This is a genomic window from Mycolicibacterium rhodesiae (assembly GCF_002086695.1).
GTDB classification, from domain to species: Bacteria; Actinomycetota; Actinomycetes; order Mycobacteriales; family Mycobacteriaceae; genus Mycobacterium; species Mycobacterium rhodesiae.
In genome coordinates this window covers 32711-52165 of the sequence record NZ_MVIH01000014.1, presented here as the reverse complement: position 1 = coordinate 52165, position 19455 = coordinate 32711, and the positions used below count along the sequence as shown (strand labels likewise).

The 19455-nt window shown below is 67.8% G+C and carries 16 protein-coding genes, 1 tRNA gene and 1 pseudogene; 13 read left to right on the top strand and 5 right to left on the bottom strand.

The annotated features are described in order from the left end of the window. Positions 1-124: 124 nt before the first annotated feature. The 3 genes from efeU to efeB are packed head-to-tail and all read left to right on the top strand — an operon-like array spanning position 125 to position 3541. A complete protein-coding gene (gene efeU, locus BST42_RS23045; protein WP_083121651.1) occupies positions 125-1081 on the top strand; it encodes an iron uptake transporter permease EfeU in 957 nt (318 codons plus the stop codon). Continuing rightward, positions 1078-2244 carry an iron uptake system protein EfeO gene (efeO, locus tag BST42_RS23040; RefSeq protein WP_083121650.1) on the top strand — a complete coding sequence of 389 codons (1167 nt, stop codon included), beginning with the start codon at positions 1078-1080 and terminating at the stop codon, positions 2242-2244. Before efeU ends, efeO begins: the two co-directional genes overlap by 4 nt. Next, positions 2225-3541, top strand: coding sequence for an iron uptake transporter deferrochelatase/peroxidase subunit (gene efeB / locus BST42_RS23035; protein WP_435406061.1), 1317 nt, complete (start codon positions 2225-2227; stop codon positions 3539-3541). The genes efeO and efeB overlap by 20 nt, the downstream gene beginning before the upstream one ends. On the opposite strand, the gene BST42_RS23030 is transcribed toward efeB, so the two are convergent. The 3 genes from BST42_RS23030 to BST42_RS23020 form a co-directional block, all read right to left on the bottom strand. Next, positions 3514-4638 carry a nucleoside triphosphate pyrophosphohydrolase gene (locus tag BST42_RS23030; protein WP_083121648.1) on the bottom strand — a complete coding sequence of 375 codons (1125 nt, stop codon included), beginning with the start codon at positions 4636-4638 and terminating at the stop codon, positions 3514-3516. The two genes, efeB and BST42_RS23030, sit on opposite strands and share 28 nt — an antisense overlap. Continuing rightward, positions 4635-8297, bottom strand: coding sequence for a transcription-repair coupling factor (gene mfd / locus BST42_RS23025; protein WP_083121647.1), 3663 nt, complete (start codon positions 8295-8297; stop codon positions 4635-4637). The genes BST42_RS23030 and mfd overlap by 4 nt, the downstream gene beginning before the upstream one ends. An 82-nt stretch (positions 8298-8379) precedes the next feature. Next, on the bottom strand, positions 8380-9015 hold the full coding sequence (locus tag BST42_RS23020) for a TetR/AcrR family transcriptional regulator (protein WP_036340885.1): 636 nt from the start codon (positions 9013-9015) through the stop codon (positions 8380-8382). Between the two features lie 51 nt (positions 9016-9066). On the opposite strand from BST42_RS23020, the gene BST42_RS23015 reads away from it, so the two are divergent. The 9 genes and pseudogenes from BST42_RS23015 to BST42_RS30465 all read left to right on the top strand — a co-directional run. Continuing rightward, positions 9067-9138 (top strand) — tRNA-Gln (locus BST42_RS23015). A gap of 20 nt (positions 9139-9158) precedes the next feature. Then, the gene (glmU, locus tag BST42_RS23010) at positions 9159-10649 is read left to right on the top strand and encodes a bifunctional UDP-N-acetylglucosamine diphosphorylase/glucosamine-1-phosphate N-acetyltransferase GlmU (RefSeq protein WP_435406060.1); all 1491 of its coding nucleotides are present in this window, start codon (positions 9159-9161) and stop codon (positions 10647-10649) included. Between the two features lie 94 nt (positions 10650-10743). Further along, on the top strand, positions 10744-11724 hold the full coding sequence (locus BST42_RS23005; RefSeq protein ID WP_083121645.1) for a ribose-phosphate diphosphokinase: 981 nt from the start codon (positions 10744-10746) through the stop codon (positions 11722-11724). Next, on the top strand, positions 11725-12066 hold the full coding sequence (gene arsC / locus BST42_RS23000; protein WP_083121644.1) for an arsenate reductase (glutaredoxin): 342 nt from the start codon (positions 11725-11727) through the stop codon (positions 12064-12066). It begins immediately after the preceding gene. Then, positions 12063-12713 carry an LpqN/LpqT family lipoprotein gene (locus BST42_RS22995; RefSeq protein ID WP_083121643.1) on the top strand — a complete coding sequence of 217 codons (651 nt, stop codon included), beginning with the start codon at positions 12063-12065 and terminating at the stop codon, positions 12711-12713. The genes arsC and BST42_RS22995 overlap by 4 nt, the downstream gene beginning before the upstream one ends. Before the next feature lie 38 nt (positions 12714-12751). Further along, a complete protein-coding gene (locus BST42_RS22990) occupies positions 12752-13618 on the top strand; it encodes an oxidoreductase (protein WP_083121642.1) in 867 nt (288 codons plus the stop codon). A gap of 133 nt (positions 13619-13751) precedes the next feature. Continuing rightward, complete coding sequence (locus BST42_RS22985) at positions 13752-14408, top strand: 50S ribosomal protein L25/general stress protein Ctc (RefSeq protein WP_083121641.1); 657 nt, start codon at positions 13752-13754, stop codon at positions 14406-14408. 6 nt (positions 14409-14414) lie between these two features. Continuing rightward, positions 14415-14990 (top strand): aminoacyl-tRNA hydrolase, encoded by a 576-nt coding sequence (gene pth / locus BST42_RS22980; protein ID WP_083121640.1) that lies wholly within the window; start codon positions 14415-14417, stop codon positions 14988-14990. Positions 14991-15072: 82 nt separating this feature from the next. Continuing rightward, positions 15073-15474, top strand: a pseudogene (locus BST42_RS30465) (DUF6611 family protein); the annotation flags it as partial. On the opposite strand, the gene BST42_RS22975 reads toward BST42_RS30465, so the two are convergent. Together BST42_RS22975 and BST42_RS22970 are read right to left on the bottom strand one after the other, a co-directional pair. Further along, on the bottom strand, positions 15428-16186 hold the full coding sequence (locus tag BST42_RS22975; RefSeq protein WP_083121639.1) for a DUF998 domain-containing protein: 759 nt from the start codon (positions 16184-16186) through the stop codon (positions 15428-15430). The pseudogene BST42_RS30465 and the gene BST42_RS22975 overlap by 47 nt on opposite strands. A 9-nt stretch (positions 16187-16195) precedes the next feature. Continuing rightward, the gene (locus tag BST42_RS22970) at positions 16196-17221 is read right to left on the bottom strand and encodes an epoxyqueuosine reductase (RefSeq protein ID WP_083121638.1); all 1026 of its coding nucleotides are present in this window, start codon (positions 17219-17221) and stop codon (positions 16196-16198) included. Positions 17222-17395: 174 nt separating this feature from the next. On the opposite strand from BST42_RS22970, the gene BST42_RS22965 reads away from it, so the two are divergent. After that, positions 17396-19414: an MFS transporter gene (locus BST42_RS22965; protein WP_083121637.1), complete on the top strand. Its 2019-nt coding sequence runs from the start codon at positions 17396-17398 to the stop codon at positions 19412-19414. Positions 19415-19455: the final 41 nt, after the last annotated feature.

Genomic DNA, 19455 nt, shown 5'->3' with positions numbered 1-19455 from the left:
TAGTCCCTACCAACGACCCCCAAAGGCCGGTAACTTCGTTACCTACCGTCTGTTAAGGTGAGCCGATCCTTCATTTGGTAAGCCTTGCTTGACCAGAATTGCCTGAAGTTAGTTAGGACGCGCGATGACCCACCTGGCGGACATCTCAAGCGGCATCCAGACGACAATCAGCGCGGCCGCCCCCAATGTCAGCGCGCAGCTTTTCGGCAGCGGGCTGATCGGCGTCCGCGAGGGTCTGGAAGCCGGCATCATCGTCATGGTCCTGGTCGCTTTCCTGGTGAAATCCGATCGCCGCGACGCCCTGAAGTGGGTCTGGCTGGGCGTGGGCGCCGCGGTGCTGATGACCGTCGTCGTGTTTCTGACGATCCAATACGGCACCTACACGATCACCGGCCTGGCCGCCGAAGCCATCGCCGGGGTCGCCTCGCTGGTCGCCGTCGTGATCGTGACTTCGATGGTGCTCTGGATGCGCAAGGCGTCGGCCAGCATGTCCGGCGAACTGCGAGCCGGGATGTCGAAGGCACTCGAGACCGGCGCATTCGCCGTCTTCGCCCTGGCGTTCCTGGCCGTGGGCCGGGAAGGCGTCGAGACCGCGCTGTTCATGGTCGGCTTCGCCGAAGCCGAGACCGCCTGGCCGCTGCTCGGGTTGCTGATCGGCGTGCTGGTGGCCGCCGCCATCGCCTGGGGCATGTACGCCGGCGCGGTGCGGATCAACCTGGCAAAGTTCTTCTCCTACACCGGCGTGTTCCTGATCCTGGTGGCCGCGGGCGTCCTGTCCTACGGCATCGGCGCGCTGCAGACCGTGGGCTGGCTACCCGGCCTGGGCTCCAAGGCCTTCGACATCAGCTCCGAACACTGGTCGGCCTGGTACGGCGAGATCGTCCAGGGCGTCTTCAACATCACCCCGACCCCGACGGTGCTGCAGCTCATCTGCTGGTTGGCCTACATCGTCCTCGTGCTCGCCCTGTTCCTGCGGCCCACCCATGCCACGCCGAAGCCCGCTCCGGCCACTGACGTCCCCAGCGACACCGTCTCCGAAGACTCGGAGCGCTCTCCCCTTACCGAAAGGTCCCATAAGTGACGCTGCCCCACGGCATCAAGACGTCCACCGCCGCCGTCGCCGCAGTACTCGCCGGAGTTTCTCTGGCCGGATGCACCGCCAAGGAATCGAAGTCGGCGGACTCGAGCAGCAAGGCAGCGTCCGAGATCACCGTGAACGCCACCGACACCGACTGCAAGCTGTCGAGCACCCAGGCCGCCACCGGCCCGAGCACGTTCGTGGTCACCAACAACGGCACCAAGGTGACCGAGTTCTACGTGTACGGCGAGGGCGAGCGGGTGATGGGTGAGGTCGAGAACATCTCCCCCGGGCTGCAGCGCAAGCTCGTCGTCCAGCTCGCCGAGCCGGGCAAGTACCAGACCGCGTGCAAGCCAGGGATGATCGGCGACGGCATTCGCAGCGACTTCACCGTGACCGGCAACGCCGTCGCGGTCGACGAAAAGGGCGAGTTCAAGGAAGCCAGCGAGAGCTACAAGCGCTACGTCAACAGCCAGACCGACGCGTTGATCCCCGCCACCCAGGTGTTCGTCGACGCGGTCAAGAAGGGTGATGTCGCGGCCGCCAAGGCGCAGTACCCGGTCGCGCGTACCTATTACGAGCGCATCGAACCGGTCGCCGAGTCGTTCCCCAACGATCTCGACCCGCGCATCGATCTTCGTGAGGCCGACCTGGAACCCGGCCAGAAGTGGACCGGCTTCCACGCCCTGGAGAAGCAGCTCTGGGTCACCGGTCTGCAGCCCGACGCCGGCGCGCTGGCCGACCAGCTGATGGCTGATGTCAAAGAGCTCAACGACGGCGTGAAGGCACCCGGCTGGACCATCGATTCCACCCAGATCGCCGGTGGCGCACAGGGTCTGCTCGATGAGATCGCGGCAAGCAAGATCAGCGGCGAAGAGGACATCTTCAGCCACACCGACCTGTGGGACTTCAACGCCAACGTGCAGGGCAGTCAGACCGCGGTGGCCTCGGTCCGCCCGATCCTCGACAGCCGCAACGCCGATCTCGGCAAGCGGGTCGACAAGGGTTTCGCCGACGTCGAGGCGCTGCTGGCCAAGTACCGCAAGGGCGACGGCTTCGTGCTGTACGACACCGTGACCGAGCCCCAGCGACAGGAACTCTCGCGTGCGATCGACGCGCTGAGCAAAGAGGTAAGCCAGGTGCAGGGTGTCATCGCTCCCCAGTAACGAGGACAAGCCGGCAACGACCTCTCCCCAGCCGGCACCGTCGGGAATGTCGCGGCGCAAGCTGTTCGGCGCGGCAGGCGTCACCGCCGCGGTGGTCGGCGCGGCGGGCGCCGGGGCGCTGGCCGGCCGGGCGTCCGCAGCCAGCTCGGTCACCGGCGGGCTGGACAAGCCGGTGCCGTTCCGCGGCGAGCACCAGGCCGGGATCGTCACCCCAGCCCAGGATCGGATGCACTTCGCAACGTTCGACGTGACGACCGAGTCCAAGGCCGACCTCGTCGCGATGCTCAAGGAGTGGACCGGCATGGCCGAGCGGATGACCGCCGGCGAGGAAGCCGTCCACGACGGCGCCGTCGGGCTCAATCCCTATGCCCCACCGTCGGATACGGGTGAGGCACTCGGGTTGACGCCGTCGCAGCTGACGCTGACGATCGGGTTCGGCCCGTCGCTGTTCGTCAAGGACGGCAAGGACCGCTTCGGGTTGGCCGGCCAGAAGCCGCAGCTGCTGGAGAATCTGCCCAAGTTCCCCAACGAAACGATGGATCCGGCGCGGTGCGGGGGCGACATCGTCGTACAGGCCTGCGCCAACGACCCGCAGGTCGCGGTGCACGCCATCCGCAATCTCGCCCGGGTCGGCTTCGGCACCGTCGCGGTGCGGTATTCCCAGCTGGGGTTCGGCCGCACCTCCTCGACCACCCGGGAACAGTCGACACCGCGAAATCTGTTCGGGTTCAAAGACGGAACCGCCAACATCAAAGCCGAAGACACCGACACCCTGAACCAGCAGGTGTGGGTGGCCAAGGGTGACGGACCGGACTGGATGACCGGCGGCAGCTACCTGATCAGCCGTCGCATCCGAATGCGGATCGAATCATGGGACCGAACAACGCTTCTCGAGCAGGAGCGGGTGATCGGCCGGCAGAAGGGCAGCGGGGCACCCAACGGACTCAAGCAGGAGTTCGAGGAGCTGAACTTCGACATCGTCGACAACAAGAACGAGCCGTTGATCGACCGTGACGCCCATGTGCGGCTGGCATCCCAGCAGCACCTGAACGGTATCCAGATCCTGCGTCGCGGTTACAACTTCACCGACGGCTCCGACGGATTCGGGCACCTGGACGCCGGGCTGTTCTTCATCGCATTCGTGCGCAACCCGGTGACCCAGTTCATCCCGATGCAGATGGAACTGGCCCGCCGCGATCTGCTCAACGAGTACATCACCCACACCGGCAGCGGGATCTTCGCCGTGCCGCCGGGCCTGCGCGACGGCGACTACTGGGGTTCGACGCTGCTCGGGTGATCGGCCTCGACGTCAACCAGTTCACTCACCGCGAGGTCATCGGCGAGCTCGGGCAGGTCCAGATCGTCGTCCACCCGAAGGAGGTCGACGTCGTCGAGCACGTCGTCGTCGGTGACCACCTCGGGGACCAGCGGTAGCTCCAGCGGCTCGGCTTGCGGCGCAGGCCAGTGCCTGCGCCACTCGTCGGCGCTGACCGCGCCCATTGCCGCGACGGCGTCGAGTTCTGTTGCGGCGTCGGTATCGCGGCGGTTGGCCGCGATCGCGCGCTCGACGGCTCGTACGGTGTCCATGAATTCCAGCACATCGGTGCGCAGCTCGTTCTCGGCATCGCGCTCCGCCGCGACCGTCACCGTGACGATCGATGCCGGGATCAGTTCCGGCGGCAGCCCGGCGGTCGTCACGCGGGCAATCACCTTCTGCGCCAACGCCAGCGCCGGCTGAGCGGTCGGCACGTCGTCGACGCAGGAAATCCGGTTGCTCTTCCCGAGATTCTCCGCAGCCTTGCGTTGTTCCCACTGCGCCAGTTGGTCTTCCAGCGAGATCGACTCCCCCGCCAGCACCGCGGGCACCCGGTTGCCGAGTTTGCGCACCAGCGAATCGGCGACGTCGTCGATGGTGAAACCGTGCAACGCCTCTTCGGCGATCCGGGCGTGAAAGAGCACCTGCAGCAACACATCTCCGAGCTCCTCGCGCAACTCGTCGACGTTGCCGCCGCGGACCGCGTCGAAGAGCTCGTAGGTTTCCTCCAGAAGGTAGCGTCGCAGCGAATCGTGGGTCTGCTCGCTCTCCCACGGCCCGGCCGTGCGCAGCTTGTCCATGATCGCCACCGCGTCGACCAGCCGCTCGCCGGATTGCGGGTCGGGTGCGGCGATCAGCCGCTCACCGGCGGACAACCTGGCTCGCACTTCGGGATGCTGCCGGTCCGAGGACAGCAGCACCGGCGCGTCCTGGCCGGTGAAGACCGGCCGTCCCGACGGCAGCGACCACGGCACCTTGATCGGCAGCTCCTCGGTGTACTGCACATCGCCGCCGAGCAGTTCGACCGCCTCGACGGGCACGAGCGACGGACGGCGCGGATCGACCAGGATGACGGTCACCGCTCTCCCCTCGCCGTGCCTGCCGGTGTAAACGTCGTTATATCAAGCTCGCCGTGGGGTTGTCCGTCAAGCGCCCGAAGCAGATCGGCCACCATCTGCACCAGTTCCAGGTCGCGGATCCGGGGGGCGCCAACACCGCTGCCCGCGCGCGGGATCGGCACCATCACCGTCGAGGTCGTCGCCCGGTAGCTCGCACCGGGATAAACCCGCTTCAGCCGCAGCTGCGCGGAGTCGGGCAGAGTCAGCGGCGAGACGCGAATCGTTGTGGCCGAACCGCTTCCGGTGGCGGCGACTTCCGTCACGCCGTAACTGCGGCACACCAGCCGCAGCCGAGCCATCGCGACCAGGCGCTGTGCGGGTTCGGGCAGCGGCCCGTAACGGTCGGTCAGTTCCTCGACGACCGAGACGATGCCGGCGTCGTCGCCGGCGCCCGCCAGCCGGCGATAGGCCTCCAGCCGCAGCCGGTCACTGCCGATGTAATCCGGCGGCAGGTTGGCGTCGACGGGCAGATCGATGCGCACATCCTTGGGTTCCTCGGACGTGGTGACCGTCTTGCCGTCGGCTGCGGCGCGATACGCCTCGACGGCCTCGCCCACCAGCCGGACGTACAGGTCGAACCCGACCCCGGCGACGTGGCCGGACTGCTCGGCACCAAGCACATTGCCCGCACCGCGAATCTCCAAGTCCTTCAACGCAACTGCCATGCCGGCGCCGAGCTCGTTGTTCTGCGCAATCGTGGCCAGCCGGTCGTATGCGGTCTCGGTGAGCGGCATCTCCTTCGGGTACAGGAAGTAGGCGTAGCCGCGCTCACGGCTGCGGCCGACCCGACCGCGCAGCTGGTGCAGCTGGGACAGGCCGAAGGTGTCGGCGCGCTCGACGATCAGGGTATTGGCGTTCGAGATGTCCAGTCCCGTCTCGACGATCGTGGTGCAGACCAGGATGTCGTACTCGCGGTTCCAGAAGCCCTCGACGGTGCGCTCCAACAATTCCTCGGGCATCTGCCCGTGCGCGACCACCACCCGCGCCTCGGGCACCAGCTGGCGCACCCGCGCGGCAGCGGAATCGATGCTGCTGACCCGGTTGTGGATGTAGAACGCCTGCCCGTCGCGCAGCAATTCGCGCCGCAGCGCCGCCGCGACCTGCTTGTCGTCGTGGGCGCCGACGTACGTCAGCACCGGGTAGCGCTCCTCGGGCGGGGTGAGGATCGTCGACATCTCCCGGATGCCGGCCAGGCTCATCTCCAGCGTGCGCGGAATCGGTGTGGCGCTCATCGTCAACACGTCGACGTGGGTGCGCAGGCTTTTGATGTGTTCCTTGTGCTCGACGCCGAAACGCTGTTCCTCGTCGACGATCACCAGGCCGAGGTCTTTCCACCGGACGGCGGTCTGCAGCAGCCGGTGCGTGCCGATCACGATGTCGACGCTGCCGTCGGCCATTCCTTCGATCACCGCGCGCGACTCGGCCGGATCGGTGAACCGCGACAGGCCCTTCACGGTCACCGGGAAACCGGCCATCCGCGCACTGAACGTCTGCAGATGCTGGTCGGCCAGCAGCGTGGTGGGCACCAGCACGGCCACCTGCTTGCCGTCCTGCACGGCTTTGAACGCCGCGCGCACCGCGATCTCGGTCTTGCCGTAACCGACGTCGCCACAGATGACCCGGTCCATCGGGACCGGCTTCTCCATATCGGACTTGACCTCCTGGATGGCGGTCAATTGGTCGATCGTCTCGGTGAAGCCGAACGCGTCCTCCATCTCGGCCTGCCACGGGGTGTCCGGGCCGAACGCGTGGCCCGGTGCGGCCTGCCGCTTGGCGTAGAGCGCCACCAGTTCGCTCGCGATTTCGCGAACAGCCCTGCGCGCCTTGGTCTTCGTGTTGGTCCAGTCGCTGCCGCCCAGACGGCTCAGGCTGGGCTCCTGACCGCCGACGTAGCGGGACAGCTGGTCAAGGGAGTCCATCGGCACGAACAGTTTGTCGGCCGATTGCCCCCGCTTGCTGGACGCGTACTCCAGCACCAGGTACTCGCGCCGCGCGCCGCCGACGGTCCGCTCGACCATTTCGACGAACCGCCCGATGCCGTGCTGGTCGTGCACCACCAGGTCGCCTGCGGTCAACGCCAGCGGGTCAACGGTGTTGCGGCGCTTGGCCGCCAGCCGCTTGCCCTCGGTACCGGTCACCCGGTTGCCGGTCAGGTCGGTTTCGGTGATCACCACAAGGTTGGCGCCGGGCACGATTATGCCCATCCGCAGCGGGCCCTTGAGCACGCCGACCACGCCGGCCTTCGGGGCCTCCCCGGATTCGAGCAGTGCCGCCGGGGTGTCGCGCTCGCCGAGTTGCTCGACGACCCGGTGCGCGGTTCCGGTGCCCGGAGCCACGACGGCGGCGAATCCTCCCGTCAGTACGTGGGCGCGCAACATCGCGAAGATCTCGTCGACGTTGCTCTGCTGGCCGCGAGCCGACGGGGCGGCCCGCACGTCGAGTTCGGTGGCGTCCTCGGCGGCCAACTGGCTCACCGTCCACCACGGGTGGCCGGACGTGCGCGCCGCGGCCCGCACCTCCTCGAGTTCCCGGAACCCGGAGCCGCCGAGTTCTTCGATGTCGATCGGGGCGTCACCGCCGAGAGCGGCCACCGACCAGGACGCTTCGAGGAACTCCCGGCCGGTCTTGATCAGGTCGGCCGCGCGGGTGCGCACCTTCTCCGGATCGCACACCAGAACCGGGGTGCCATCCGGCAGGTGGTCGATGAGCAGGGTCAGGTCGTCGGGACGCAGGACCGGCTGCAGCGCCTCCATCCCGTCGACCGGGATGCCTTCGGCAAGCTTGGCGAGCATGTCGCCGACGCTGCCGGTGACCTGGTTACCCTCACCGCGCGGGCGGTCGGCGAGCAGCTTGGCGGCATGCGCCCGCACCTCGTCGGTGAGCAGCAGCTCGCGGCACGGGACCGCGACCACGCTGTCCACGTCGATCTCGGGGATGGACCGCTGATCGGCCACCGAGAACATCCGCATCTCGCTGATCTCGTCGCCCCAGAACTCCACCCGCACCGGATGCTCGGCCGTCGGCGGGAAGACATCCAAAATGCCACCGCGGACCGCGAATTCGCCGCGCTTGCCGACCATGTCGACGCGGGTGTACGCCAGCTCGACCAGGCGCGCGATCAAGGCGTCGAAATCGAACTCGGCTCCCGGAAGGAGCGTGACGGGTTCGACGGTTCCGACGTCGGGGGACATCGGCTGCAGCAGCGAGCGCACCGTGGTGACCACCACGCACAGTGGCGGCCCCAGGCGCGCGTCGTCGGGCCGGGCCAGCCGGCGCAGCAACATCAACCGCGCGCCCACGGTGTCGACCCCGGGCGACAGGCGCTCGTGCGGCAGGGTTTCCCAGGACGGGAACATCGCCGCCGAGTCGCCGAACACACCTCGCAGTTCGGCCGTGAGGTCGTCGGCGTCGCGGCCCGTCGCGGTCACCACCAGCAGCGGGCCCTTACGGGCGACCGCGCAGGCGGCATACAGCTGTGCACTTGCCGGTCCGACCAGCGCCAGCTCGTCGGGACGCTCGGCGGCCCGCTGCGCGAGTTCGACGAATTCCGGCGCGGTCAGCGCCAAGTCCACCAGCCCCGCGATCGGGGTGTGAACATACTCCTGCCCCGGTACGGTCATGATGCATCCATCCTAGGCGGCGGGACCGAAGACGTTGCGGCGGGCCGCGATTCGCTCGCGCGCTGTGACGCAGGTCGCCTACTCACTCACCTTCCAATTGCGGATCGGCCTCCAGATGGGTCAGCCCGTTCCACATCAGGTTCACCAGGTGCGCGGCGACCACTTCTTTCTTCGGCTCACGGGTGTCGAGCCACCACTGCGCGGTCATCGACACCGAGCCGACCAGGGCCTGCGCGTACAGCGGGGCCAGCACGGGGTCCAGGCCGCGGCGGGCGAAATCGCCGGCCAGGATCGAGGACACCTGGCTGACGGCGTCGTTGAGCAGGCTGGAGTAGGTGCCCGTGCTGATCGCCGCCGGTGAGTCACGGATCAGGATGCGGAAACCGTCGGTGCGCTCCTCGACGTAGGTCAGCAGGGCCAACGCCACCCGCTCGACCCGGACCCGGGACCGGTTGTTGGTGAGCGACGACGAGATCCCGTCGAGCAGGGCCGACATCTCGCGGTCGACGACCACCGCGTACAGGCCTTCCTTACCGCCGAAGTGCTCGTAGACGACGGGCTTGGAGACGTTCGCGCGTTGGGCGATCTCCTCGATGGAGGTGCCCTCGTAGCCGCGCTCGGCGAACAGGGTCCGCGCCACGTCGATGAGCTGGCGCCGGCGCTCGGTGCCGGTCATCCGGGCGCGCGGAGCGCGCGGCTCCTTCTCCGGTGCTGCCATCCAGGAAGGGTACTGGTTTGCACTAGAGTCTCAGGCGGATATTTCGGCCAGTCCGTCGTGGTGTAATCGGCAGCACCTCTGATTTTGGTTCAGATAGTTCAGGTTCGAGTCCTGGCGACGGAGCTTTAGTGATGGAGGTCCAGGTGACCACACAGACCGATGCCGCCGTCCTGGTACTTGCAGCCGGGGCCGGAACCCGCATGCGGTCCGATACCCCCAAGGTCCTGCACACCCTCGGCGGGCGCAGCATGCTCGCGCACGCCCTGCACGCGGTCGCCAAAGTCGCGCCCCAGCACCTCGTCGCCGTGCTCGGCAAGGACCGCGAGCGCATCGGGCCGGTGGTGGCCGGGCTGGCGCAGCAGCTGGGCCGCACCATCGAGGTGGCCGTGCAGGAGCAGCAACTCGGCACCGGGCATGCGGTGTTGTGCGGGCTGTCCGGGCTGCCCGACGATTTCGCCGGCACCGTCGTCGTGACCTCGGGCGATGTGCCCCTGCTCGACGCCGAAACCCTGGCCGAGCTGATCGCCATCCACCGCGCTCAACGCGCCGCGGCGACTGTCGTGACCACGACCCTGCCGAACTCGGCCGGCTACGGCCGCATCCTGCGCACCCAGGACGGCGAGGTCATCGCGATCGTCGAGGAAACCGACGCCACCCCCCAGCAGCGGGCCATCCGCGAGGTCAACGCCGGTGTGTACGCGTTCGACATCGCCGAATTGCGCTCGGCGCTGAGCCGGCTGTCGTCCGACAACGCCCAGCACGAGCTCTATCTGACCGACGTGATCTCGATCCTGCGCGCCGACCACCGGGTGGTGCACGCCAAGCACGTCGACGACGCTGCCCTGGTCGCCGGCGTCAACGACCGGGTGCAGCTCGCCGATCTGGCGCGCGAGCTCAACCGGCGGGTGGTGGCGGCCCATCAGCGCGCCGGCGTCACCGTCATCGACCCCTTGAGCACCTGGATCGACGTCGACGTCACAATCGGCCGCGACACCGTGATCCGGCCGGGCACCCAGCTGCTGGGCGCCACCCGGATCGGCGCGCACTGCGAGATCGGTCCGGACACCACGCTCACCGACGTCAGCGTCGGCGATGAGGCCTCGGTGGTACGCACCCACGGCAGCGACTCGGCGATCGGCGACGGCGCGACGGTCGGACCGTTCACGTTCCTGCGCCCGGGCACCCAGCTGGGGGCCCGCGGCAAGCTCGGCACGTTCGTCGAGACCAAGAACGCGGTCATCGGCGCGGGCACCAAGGTCCCGCACCTGACCTACGTGGGCGACGCCGACATCGGCGAGCACAGCAATATCGGCGCATCCAGCGTGTTCGTGAACTATGACGGCGAGAACAAGAGCCGCACCACGATCGGTTCGCACGTGCGCACCGGCTCCGACACCATGTTCGTCGCGCCCGTCACCGTCGGCGACGGCGCGTACACCGGGGCGGGCACCGTTTTGCGTGACGACGTGCCGCCGGGCGCGCTGGCGGTGTCGGCCGGACCACAGCGCAACATCGAGGACTGGGTGCTGCGCAAGCGACCCGGTAGTCCCGCGGCGGAGGCCGCAAATCGGGCCCGAGCGGCGCAGGCCGCGGCGAAGGCGAAAGAACCCGGGGCGGCCGACCCGACGGACTGATCGTCGTCGCCAGATGTTGCCTTTTTGGTAACCCGGGGACCTAGCACCGTACGATTGGCCCGTATCGATCCCCGACCGGCAAGGGCAGCACACAGTGGGCACGGACTGGACCGACAACCGCAAAAATCTGATGCTCTTCTCGGGCCGCGCGCACCCGGAGCTGGCGGATCAGGTCGCCAAAGAGCTCGACGTGCAGGTCACCGCGCAGACCGCACGCGATTTCGCCAACGGTGAGATCTTCGTCCGCTTCGACGAATCCGTTCGGGGCTGCGACGCCTTCGTCCTGCAGTCCCATCCCGCGCCGCTGAACAAGTGGCTGATGGAACAGCTGATCATGATCGACGCGCTCAAGCGCGGCAGCGCCAAGCGGATCACCGCGATCCTGCCGTTCTATCCCTACGCCCGTCAGGACAAGAAGCACCGCGGCCGCGAACCCATCTCCGCCCGCCTGGTCGCCGACCTCTACAAGACGGCGGGCGCCGACCGGATCGTCACAGTGGACCTGCACACCGATCAGATCCAGGGCTTCTTCGACGGGCCGGTCGACCACATGCGAGCCCAGCCGCTGCTGACCGGCTACATCCGGGACAACTACAACTGCGAGAACGTCGTGGTGGTCTCGCCGGACTCGGGCCGCGTACGCGTGGCCGAGAAGTGGGCCGACGCCCTCGGCGGCACACCGCTGGCGTTCATCCACAAGACCCGCGACCCGAAGGTGCCCAACCAGGTGAAGTCCAACCGGGTTGTCGGCGACGTGGCCGGCAAGACCTGCGTGCTCACCGACGACATGATCGACACCGGTGGCACCATCGCAGGCGCGGTCAAGCTGCTGCACGACGACGGCGCCAAGGACGTCATCATCGCCGCCACCCACGGCGTGCTGTCCGACCCGGCCCGCGAGCGACTGGCCGACAGCGGTGCCCGCGAGGTGATCGTCACCAACACCCTGCCGATCGACGAGTCCAAGCGGTTCCCGCAACTGACCGTGCTCTCGATCGCGCCGCTGCTGGCCAGCACCATCCGCGCGGTCTTCGAAAACGGTTCGGTCACAGGCCTTTTCGACGGAGACGCGTAGTTGTCAAGCACCATCTATCACAATCCCCGCTGCAGCACCTCGCGCAAAACACTGGACCTACTGCGCGACAACGGAATTGATCCAGAAATCGTGGAGTACCTGAAGACGCCGCCGTCGCGCGCCGAGATCACCAGATTGATCGCCGACGCCGGCATCGACGTACGCGCCGCGGTGCGCAAGCGTGAATCCCTCTACAGCGAGCTCAATCTCGCCGACGCCAGTGACGACGAGCTGTTGGATGCCATGGCCGCCAACCCGATCCTCATCGAGCGCCCGTTCGTGGTGACCGACAAGGGCACCCGGCTGGCCCGGCCGATCGAATCGGTGCACGAAATTCTGTGAGAGCCGGCAGCGCAGTCCTGTGCATCGCGCTGGCCACGACCGTGGCGGCGTGCGGGTCGACGCCGCCGGACTACTCCTCGATCTGGAGCACACCGGCCACCACCACCGCGGCTCCCACCACCTCGGACAAGCCGCAGCCGATCGCCGAATACCTCTACGGCGTGGGGGTCATGGGCGAGCAGATCCCGCTGGACAAGCTCACCGACATCAGCGTGACGCTGCCGCGGCCGCCGGGCTGGACCAAGTACACCAATTCGAACTTCTCGCCGGGCACCGAGGTGATCGCGAAGAACAACACCTATCCGACCGCGATGGTGATCGTGTTCAAGCTGACCGGCAACTTCGACGTGGGCGAGGCGCTCAAGCACGCCAGCGTCGATGCCGAGATGAGTCAGAACTTCACCAAACTCAACGCGTCCACCGCCGACTTCAAGGGATTCCCGTCCTCGATGATCGAGGGCAGCTACGACCTCAACGGCAAGCGTTTGCACTCCTACAACCGCGTGGTGATCCCGGTGACTCCGGCGCCCGCGTTCCAGCGCTACCTGGTGCAGCTGACGGTGACCACGTTGGCAGATCAGGCCGCCGCGGCGTCCAACGACGTCGAAGCGATCATCTCCGGCTTCAACGTCGCACTGAAGAAGTAGCGTCTGCCGGCTGCGCCTGTCCCCCTAGAGTGACTCCCATGAGTTGGACCGCCGCAGATTTGCCCTCGTTCGCCGGCCGCACCGTCATCGTCACCGGCGCCAATAGCGGGTTGGGTCTGGTCACCGCGCGTGAACTGGCCCGGGTCGGTGCCCACACGATTTTGGCGTGCCGCAACCAGAGCAAAGGCGCCGAAGCGGCCGCCACGATGACCGGTGACGTTGAGGTGCGCAGCCTCGATCTGCAGAGCTTGGACTCGATCCGGGAATTCGCGGACGGCGTGGACGGCGTCGACGTCCTGATCAACAACGCCGGGATCATGGCGGTCCCCTATGCCGTCACCAAGGACGGATTCGAGAGCCAGATCGGCACCAACCATCTGGGCCACTTCGCCCTGACGAACCTGCTGCTGCCCAAGGTGACCGACCGCGTGGTCACGGTCTCGTCGTTCATGCACCTGCTGGGCAAGATCAGCCTCAAAGACCTGAACTGGAAGGCCCGGCCGTATTCCGCCTGGCTGGCCTACGGCCAGTCCAAGCTGGCCAACCTGCTGTTCACCAGTGAGCTGCAGAAGCGCCTCGACGCCGCCGGATCGCCGCTCAAGTCGCACGCCGCCCACCCCGGTTACTCGGCGACCAACCTGCAGGGCCACACCGGCAACCGGATGGGCACCCGGATCTGGGACGCCGGCAACGCGGTGTTCGCCACCAGTGCCGACTTCGGCGCCCGCCAGACCCTGTACGCGGCTGCCGAGGACCTGCCGGGTAACAGCTTCATCGGCCCCAGGTTCGCCATGCGCGGGCCGACCGGCCAGTCGCCGCGCAGCCCGCTGGCCCGCAACCAGACCACCGCCGCCGGCCTGTGGCGGCTGTCCGAGCAGCTCACCGGCGTCGAATTTCCGCTCTGAAGCCCTGATCGGCTACCCTGGTGGCCGCGTCACGGCGAGGGTGGTCCAGCCACCGTTATCGACGAGGCTTCCTCTTATTGGTGCCTGCCTTCGCCGTGCGGATGACCCACGACAGGCAACAGGAGCACCCCTCATGGCCAAGAACGCCACCAACAACCTCACCGCCGGCGTGCGGGGCAAGACCGGCAAGGGCGCCTCGCGCCAGGCCCGCCGCGACGGCAAGGTTCCCGTCGTTCTCTACGGCCACGGCACCGAGCCCCAGCACCTCGAGCTCGACGCCCACGACTTCGCCGCCGTGCTGCGCAAGGCAGGCACCAACGCCGTGCTGACCCTCGACATCGACGGCAAGGAACAGCTCGCGCTGACCAAGGCCCTCTCCGTGCACCCGATCCGGCGCAGCATCCAGCACGCCGACCTGATCGTGGTTCGCCGCGGCGAGAAGGTGACCGTCGAGGTCAACGTCACCCTCGAGGGCGACGCCGCGCCGGGCGCCCTGGTCACCCAGGATGCGAACACCATCGAGATCGAGGCCGACGCCCTGTCGATCCCGCAGCAGCTGGTCGTGTCGATCGAGGGCGCCGAAGAGGGCACCCAGATCACCGCAGGCCAGGTCGAGCTGCCGGCGGGCGTGTCGCTGATCAGCGATCCCGAACTGCTGGTCGTCAACATCGTGACCGCCCCGACGGCCGAGGAGCTCGAGTCCGAGGGCGGCGGCGAGTCGGTCGCCGAGCAGGCCGCCGAAGCAGCCGAAGCCGCCGACGGCGAGGGCGAGTCGGCCGAGGCCGAGTAAGCCCGAATGGCCGATCCCCTGCTGGTTGTCGGCCTGGGCAACCCGGGCCCGCAGTACGCCAAGACCCGGCACAACCTCGGTTTCATGGTGGCCGACGTGCTGGCCGGGCGCATCGGCGCACAGTTCAAGGTGCACAAGCGCTCCGGCGCCGAGGTCGTGACCGGCCGGCTGGCGCATCGTCCCGTTGTGCTGGCCAAGCCGCGCACCTACATGAACGAGTCGGGGCGCCAGGTCGGTCCGTTGGCGAAGTTCTATTCGGTCATGCCTGCCGACATCATCGTCATCCACGACGAGCTCGACATCGAGTTCGGCCGGATCCGTCTGAAGCTCGGCGGCGGCGAGGGCGGCCACAACGGTTTGCGGTCTGTGGCCAATGCGTTGGGGACCAAGAACTTTCAGCGGGTCCGCATCGGGGTCGGCCGACCGCCGGGACGCAAGGATCCGGCGGCGTACGTACTCGAGCCGTTTACCGCGGCCGAGCGCACGGAGGTGCCTGCGATCTGCGAGCAGGCCGCCGACGCGACCGAGTTGCTGATCGAGGCCGGGTTGGAGACAGCCCAGAATCAAGTGCACGCCTGGTGAACCCGTAAGGGTTCGTCAGGCAGGGCATAAGGATTCCGTATAGACCGACGACGGTGATACGGCGCGGGCGTAGACCTGACTCGTGACCACTTCTGTCTGGGGTTCCTTCGACGCCTACCCGGCGCGCTACGGCGTCGCCCGCTACCGCCTGGTGGTGTTCCCACCCGGTATCACCGCGTGGGAACGACGAATGCTGCGGGCGTGGCGCACGTGGCCACTCTGGGGAGCCGCGCTGTGGCTGGCGCTGCAGATCGGGGGCGAGGCCGTCGGCATGTCGGCAACCGCGCTGATCGCCGGGACGATGATCTACATCGCCGCTGGAGCAATCACATTCGCATTGGCGGGTGAGACACGGATGCGGGTGCGCACCCTGTGGGCCATGACGGTCGCGGGCGTGCGCCACGACGAGACCGAGCGACGGTACTCACAGCTGCGCGTCATGGCGCGGGCCCTGGATCATGCGGACCTGGATCTGGCGGAGGGCCGGATCTCCCGGTCGGAACACGAGGCTCGCTGGTGGCAGGTCTACGACGTTCTCGACGCGATGACGCCTGCCGCTCGTGAGGAGGATCGACGCGCTCCCCACGCACCAGCCATAGCCCCAGCGCAATCAGCGCAGCCACCTCGAACCCGGCGATCCCTCGTTCCACCACCCCGAGTGGGATCAGCTTCCACCACGGTCGATCAGTCGCCACGCCAACCCCGATCGCCCCGAACAACACTGCCAGCCAACCGATTCCGACTGCAGTAAGCCATCTGGCTGCTCGAACGGCGACGTCCCGGCCACGGGCGATCAGCAACACCGCCAAGGGCAACGCGACGAACGCGACAAGCGTCGCGACCCGGTGCACAGTGCCCGAGGTGCTCGGACCGGTGACCCAGTTGTGCTTGGGAAACGCGATGACGCCCAGCAGGCCCACCACCCACAGCATCATCAACACCGAACCCGCCGAGCGCAGCCGCACCCGTCCGGCCCGGATCAGGCCGCGCAGCAGCGCCGCCGACGCGACCGCCAGGATCAGTACCGCCGTGACGAAAGCCGCACTGCCCGAGGTGTACACGTACTCCGAGATGGTGGCGGCGCGCAATCGGCGGCCGCGAGTGTGCTGCCCGCCGAGCGTGGCGTCGAGAGCGAGCACCGCGACGATCGCGAATCCCGCGCCGAACACCCCCATCCAGCCGAGCGCCCGCTCCATCGGACCAGCCTACGCGCGACCCCGCACCCCGGAGTCGACGACCTTGACCGGCTTGTGCGGGTAGCGTCGCTCGGCATGTGCCTTCGCCGCTGAATTGGGCAGCACGTAAAGGGTTTCCACCTTCTCCTGCAGCGGCCGCAACACCAGGTCCATGAAGGCCTTGCGATCGTCCAGATACGGCTCGATGACGTCCTCGCCGGCGGGGCAGACCGCCAGGCAGTAGGCAGCTTTGTAATTCGCCTTGAACGACAGACTCTGCCACATCGAGGCGTTCTCCGAATCGGTTACCCGAGAACGGAAGTCGGCGGCGTCGTCGCTGTCGGCGATGGTCTGCGCCCAGTCGGTGAACCCGCCCATGAACTCGCGGTAGTTGTGCACCGAGCAGGCCAGGAAGTCGAATTCGCCGTCTTTCTTGATCGCACCCACCGGGCAGGCCGCGACACAGAGCTTGCATTCCAGGCACGGCGAATAGTCCAGTGGTGCACCGTAACTGCTGACCGGTGCGTCAACGAGAATCGTGGCCAACAGGACGAAGTTGCCGAACTTGGGATGGATGACGTTGCGGTGGATGCCCATCACACCAAGTCCGGCGGCCACCGCGACGGGCTTGTGGGCGACCACCCAGATCCGGCCCGGGTAGCGGTCCATCTCCATGGGGAATGTGGCCGACGGGTTCAATGCCCGGTGCCCGGCCGCCTCGAGGGCGCGGGTGATCCGGTGCGCGGCCTCGTTGATGATCTCCCCGCTGCGGTGGAACTCCTGATTGGCCACACTTCGCGCGACCGAGCGCACGTTGTCCCGGTTCATTCGGACCACCAGCGAGATGTAGCTCCGCGTACCGGGCAGTGCGGCCTCGACGTGCTCGCGTTCGCTCACCAGGTCCGGGTTGTCGACGGCGGCGAAGGCCACGTCGTCGGCCCCGGCGGCCAGACAGATCTCACGGAGCCAGTCGGCGTCGATCACCGGCGCCGGCCTGGTGCGCTGCCGGGCCCGCACCGCCTGCACGGTCGGATGGTCGGATAGTTGAGGACGCATAGCTAGGTATAGTACTCCATACTCAGAGCGAAGGGTGATCCGAAGCACTCCGATGCGCGGAATATTCATTACCTATGTAAAGTTTTGATACGCCATGCTCTATCTTCCCGCGTCCCCGCATCCCGTGTCGGCCACGCTTCGCGCTCACACAGCCGCGACCGGAGGACTGAGCTGATGCGCCAGGGCCCGCTCGCGGGGCGCTACCCGGCCGTGGCCGCCATGGTCACGCTCGCCCTGATCCCCTACCTGGCCCTGTCGGCCGCGCTGGATCCGCTCGTGCCGATCATCTCCGAGCAGCTGCACATGACGACCCAGACGATGGCGCTGAGTTCGGGTCTGGGCAACGCTGCCTACGCCGTGGGCACGGTGCTCGCCGTCCAATTCGCGCAACATCTTCCGCAGCGCCGGATGCTGCTCCTGTACGCCGTGGTGCTCGTCATCGGATCGGTCATCGCCGCCGCCGCACCGAACGCCGCCGCGTTCATCGCAGGCCACGTTCTGCAAGGCCTGGCGACCAGCATGCTGCTGATCGCCGCCGCTCCGCCGCTGACGATCGGCTTTCCGCGGGACAAGCTCCGCAACACCGCGGTCATCATGAACATGTGCGTGTTCGGCGCCGTCGCGCTCGGACCATTCCTCGGCGGTGTGCAGGCCGAGGCGCACGCCTGGCGACCACTGTTCTGGATCGTCGCAGCCGTCGCTCTCCTTGCTCTCGTCCTGGCCGCGCTGACATTCGACGACGCCCCGCCCGCCGACCCGGAGGCACCGCGCGACCTGAAGGCGATCGGGCTCGCAACCGTCGGATGCACTGCCGCGTTCGTCGGCGCAGCGCAGCTGAGCACCCACGCGATCTCCGACTTCGCCGTCACCGCACCGATGTTCGGCGGCCTGGCCCTCATCGTGGCGCTGATCGTGTACCAGTTCCGCGCGCACCGGCCGCTGCTGACCATCCGGACGATGTTGACCAGTGCGATCCCGGTGGCGGGCGTGGGCGTGGCACTGTTCGCCGCAGCCGCCTCGATCGCCGCGACCACCCTCACCGCGGCCGTGTTCATGCAGCACTTCAGCCCGGTCCAGGTGGGCCTGCTCTATCTGCCGGAGTTGGGCGGCGCGATCGTCATGGCCGTGGTGTTCGGCGTCGTCATCAGCCGCCGCGCCATGCACTTCCTGCCGCTCGTCGGCATGGGGCTGCTGGCGGCCGGCATCGCGGTGTTCCGGGCGTCGCTGCCGGCGAATGTCCCACTGGCACTTGTCGGTTCCGCACTGACGGGCTTGGCACTGGGCGCCACCGTCGCGCCTGCACTGTTCGTCGCCGGGTTCTCCCTGCGGTCCAACAGCCTGCAGCGCGTGTTCGCGATCATCGAATTGTTGCGTGCGGTAGCAGCATTCATGGTGGCGCCGATCTTCGCGCACCTCGCGACGCGCTACTCCGGTGACCTGCTGGAAGGCACCAACGTCGCCCTGTGGGTGGGTTTCGCACTCGCAATCGGCGGCGCGGTGTTCGGCGTCGCCGTCTACGCGCTCAGCGGCGCCCGCCCGCAGACACCGGATCTCGACGAGTTCCTCGACGGCGACTCCCCCGCCTGGTACTCGCCCCCGCTGCTCGCACGGCTGCGCGGCCTGCCGCCCGCACCACCGGCCATCACCACGCAGCCGGCGGCACCGTCCGTCGCCGACCGTCGCCCGTCGCACGCAGGGGGGCCGGTCCTCTTCGCCTACGACGGCTCAGATTTGGCCCGGTATGCGATCACGCAAGCAGCGCAACACCTTTCGCCCTATCGCGATGCTGTGGTGGTCTGTGTCTGGCAGCCGGTCGATGTCGGCTTCACGCCGAGCGACAACCGGCCATTCGACGCCGACTGTGCCGGCGATGTCCGCCGGGCCGCCGAGCAGACCGCAGAGCACGGCGCCACGTTGGCGCGGGCGGCCGGATTCGAGTCGTGCAGTGTGGCGATCGAGGCGGCACCGACCTGGAAGGGCATCGTGGACGCCGCCACTGCGCACGGCGCCGGTCTGATCGTGCTCGGTCCGCACCGTCGCAGCGGCCTGTTCGGACACCTGCAGGGCAGCGTCGCGGCGGCGGTCGTGTCTCACACCACCATTCCGGTCCTGCTGGTCCCGCAGCCGTCGGGCGACCGGGAGTCGCAGCGCCCCCCGATTCGTCAGGAAGCGGGAGTAGCCTCGGCGCGGTGAACACCCTGCGCGATCCGAAGGTGGCGGCAGCCATCGACCGT